The sequence below is a fragment of the Coleofasciculus sp. genome (assembly GCF_046539235.1).
Lineage (GTDB): Bacteria > Cyanobacteriota > Cyanobacteriia > Cyanobacteriales > Coleofasciculaceae > Coleofasciculus.
Window position 1 is genome coordinate 1 of the sequence record NZ_JBKHHI010000575.1, and the last position, 3,202, is coordinate 3,202.

A 3,202-nucleotide genomic window follows, 5' to 3' on the forward strand; every position below is an offset into this window, starting at 1 on the left:
ATGGTTTGACAGCGATCGGCAAAAATCTTGAAGGTTTCGATAACCTGGTCGAGATTCTGGTAATGGTCGGGGTGATCGAGTTCAATATTGGTAATCACGCCAATTTCCGGAGCCAGCTTGGCTAACGACCCATCTGATTCATCTGCTTCAGCCACCAGAAAGGGACTTTGACCCAGACGCGCATTTCCTTGCCAAGCATCCACTTCTCCCCCAACCACAATAGTCGGGTCTAGACCCGTTTGCAGCAGCAAGTATCCCATTAAACTGCTGGTTGTGGTTTTGCCGTGAGTTCCAGCAACGGCAATGCTGCGGTAGTCTTGCATCAACGCTGCCAGTAAGTCGGAGCGATGAAAAATCGGGTAGCCGCCTTCTACAGCCGCTTTGTACTCAGAATTGATTGGATTAATCGCACTCGAACATATTACTTGGGGTAAGCAGGAGCCAAGATGGTCTTCCCTAACAGAGTGGTTAACGTTTGAGGGGGCAGCAATTGTTTTTCGAGGGGGTTCCGGTTCAATCGCCTTTGCTGATACGCACTGATAAATGGAGACATTCGTTTCTCTAAAAAATTCCAAATTGGTTGCCTGCTGGTCTCTAAACAGATGAGCGCCGACAGCTTGCAACCGCTGAGTAATCGGCGTCGAACGAATATCAGACCCAGATACAGGGAGGTTGCGTTTGGCTAGAACGTAAGCCAGCGCTGACATACCAATTCCACCAATTCCGATGAAATGGAATGGCTTGCCACTAAGATCGACAGTATTAGGCATCTTAACTCCTTACACACCACACCACACAAGCCTACTGTGCCAATAACACGCGCTATCATATCAAGAATTGATTTTTCAAGATACAGCCAAGGGTGAATTTATCAGATTTTCTTGGCAACAGACCCACTTCGCTATAAATTGTGTTATTGCTCCAGTGGAGTTGACCACCGTATTTGTACTGAAGTAACTTTTTCTATCTCCAGACGGTTTTTTATACTAAACAGCCTTCATTCTTGGGTTTCCGGAAAATTCAGCAGAACCATAGAACTCCGACACTCGACCTAGGGAAGCCTGTTCCAGAGGTGCTAGGGCACATCTGGAAGAGAAAGAGCTCGCTGCGAGCCGTATTGACATCTAACCACACCCTACACCCCTAATCCAAAAACTCTTATTCTCAATTCAGATTCACCCAAACCCTTGGTTGGAAAGACTTAGAGCAACTCATAAGTCCGACGCTTCCCGATCCGTCGCTGAATCGGCATTTAGAGTTTGTCCGGCTTTGCGATATGATTGGGTTCATAAAAAGTATATTTACTGAGCTTGAATACAGAGGGCAAGACGCAGTGATTAGAGTAGCGATCAACGGGTTCGGACGCATCGGACGTAATTTCGCCAGATGTTTACTGACGAGAGAGAATAGTCAGTTGGAGTTAGTGGGCATCAATGATACATCTGATCCCAAGACAAATGCTCATTTGCTTAAATATGACTCCATGCTAGGGACGCTCAAAGCCGACATTGGCTATGACGAAAACTCCCTAATCGTCAATGGCAAAACCATTAAGTGTGTATCGGATCGCAACCCCCTGAACTTGCCTTGGGGTGATTGGGGTATTGACCTAGTCATCGAATCAACCGGGGTGTTTGTCACCAGGGATGGTGCATCTAAGCATATAGCCGCCGGCGCTAAGAAAGTGCTGATTACGGCTCCAGGGAAAGGTGGTGACATCGGCACTTTTGTCGTTGGAGTTAATCATCACGACTACGAACACAGCAAACACGACATTGTTAGCAATGCCAGTTGTACCACAAACTGTCTGGCTCCTGTGGTCAAAGTGCTACATGAACACTTTGGCATCATTAAAGGAACTATGACTACGACCCACAGTTACACTGGTGACCAACGTATTCTGGATGCGAGTCACCGTGATGTCCGTCGAGCCAGAGCCGCTGCAATTAATATCGTGCCAACCTCGACGGGAGCGGCTAAAGCTGTGGCTTTAGTTATTCCAGATATGCAGGGGAAATTGAATGGGATCGCGATGCGCGTACCTACCCCGAATGTATCGGTTGTGGATTTGGTGGCTCAAGTTGAGAAAAGCACCATTGCTGAGCAGGTAAACAAAGTCTTCAAAGAAGAGTCAGAAAACTCGCTTAAGGGCATTTTGGAATACAACGACTTACCGTTGGTGTCCTCAGACTACAAGGGACATGATGCTTCATCTATTGTCGATGCCAGTCTAACGATGGTAATGGGTGGTGATATGGTTAAAGTCATTGCTTGGTATGACAATGAGTGGGGCTATTCTCAGCGAGTTGTCGATTTGGCTGAGCATATAGCGACGCAATGGGAAGGTTAAAGCAACAAAACTTTACCCCTTGGATGCAGCAACCTCTAAACGAGTTTATTGGCTGAAAATTCGGAGGAAGATAAAAGTGATGGAATTTTTCTGATTCTGGCTTCAGCTAAGCCTGAATAGAGTCATCACTTGTTTATTGATACTCAGAGTCTGAACTCTGAGTATTTTTTATCACAATCTGGCAACAATACCCCTACGATAATTTTCATTTAGTTGCACAAAGGATTGGAGGTTTTTGCCAAGAAAGGATATGGGCAGCTCAAGTCATTAGCGTAGCCCTTGGGGATGAGGCGGGATCATTGTCATGAAAAGTTAACAAAAAGATAATTTCTTTTTCATTACAAATAATCTGTACGATTAACTACATTTATGGTTAAAATAAAATAAATAATTAATTAAGTTGCCCGCTTCAGCCAAGTTCAGACAGGATTCCAGCTATCCCAAAACTGCATATATATTGGAGAACACCTTCCATGCCCATTAAAATTCAAGTTGAGAGTAATCACTTCGAGGAAAAATGCCGTTGCAATTTGTGCGGTAACATTTTTTTCCCGCTAGAGGTGGTGGCAAGAGCGTATCGGGAATCCGGCGAATATGTTAGTGATGTTTGCCCGGAATGCCTTGCCACTGGTACAGAGGGAATCAGTAACCGAATGCGCCAACGAGCAGACTACCTGCGATCGCTAGCGGTTGAGTTAGAACAACTGGCGAGAAGTGAGATTGAATCCCCGAGTCTATCTCAATTCAATATTGCTAACCAGCTTGAGAAAGCCATGCGCTGATGTGATATAGAGACGTAGCGTGCTACGTCTCTACATAATAGGCGGTGCAATTCTAACGCTGCCAAATGAC

At 45.5% G+C, this 3,202-nt stretch carries 3 protein-coding genes; 2 read left to right on the forward strand and 1 reads right to left on the reverse strand.

What is annotated here, in order from left to right; all coding sequences use genetic code 11:
• The coding region (locus ACLFWI_RS28710) for a Mur ligase domain-containing protein (protein WP_446415770.1) at positions 1-770 on the reverse strand (770 nt) is incomplete at its 3' end.
• Between the two features lie 563 nt (positions 771-1,333).
• On the opposite strand from ACLFWI_RS28710, the gene ACLFWI_RS28715 reads away from it, so the two are divergent.
• Together ACLFWI_RS28715 and ACLFWI_RS28720 are read left to right on the forward strand one after the other, a co-directional pair.
• Positions 1,334-2,350: a type I glyceraldehyde-3-phosphate dehydrogenase gene (locus ACLFWI_RS28715; protein WP_446410440.1), complete on the forward strand. Its 1,017-nt coding sequence runs from the start codon at positions 1,334-1,336 to the stop codon at positions 2,348-2,350.
• A 473-nt stretch (positions 2,351-2,823) separates the two neighbouring features.
• Positions 2,824-3,132, forward strand: coding sequence for a hypothetical protein (locus ACLFWI_RS28720; RefSeq protein ID WP_446410441.1), 309 nt, complete (start codon positions 2,824-2,826; stop codon positions 3,130-3,132).
• Positions 3,133-3,202: the final 70 nt, after the last annotated feature.

Coding starts and splice junctions, on each gene's coding strand:
- ACLFWI_RS28720 (WP_446410441.1), top strand. CDS start 2,824: ATGCCCATTAAAATTCAAGTTGAGAGTAATCACTTCGAGGAAAAATGC.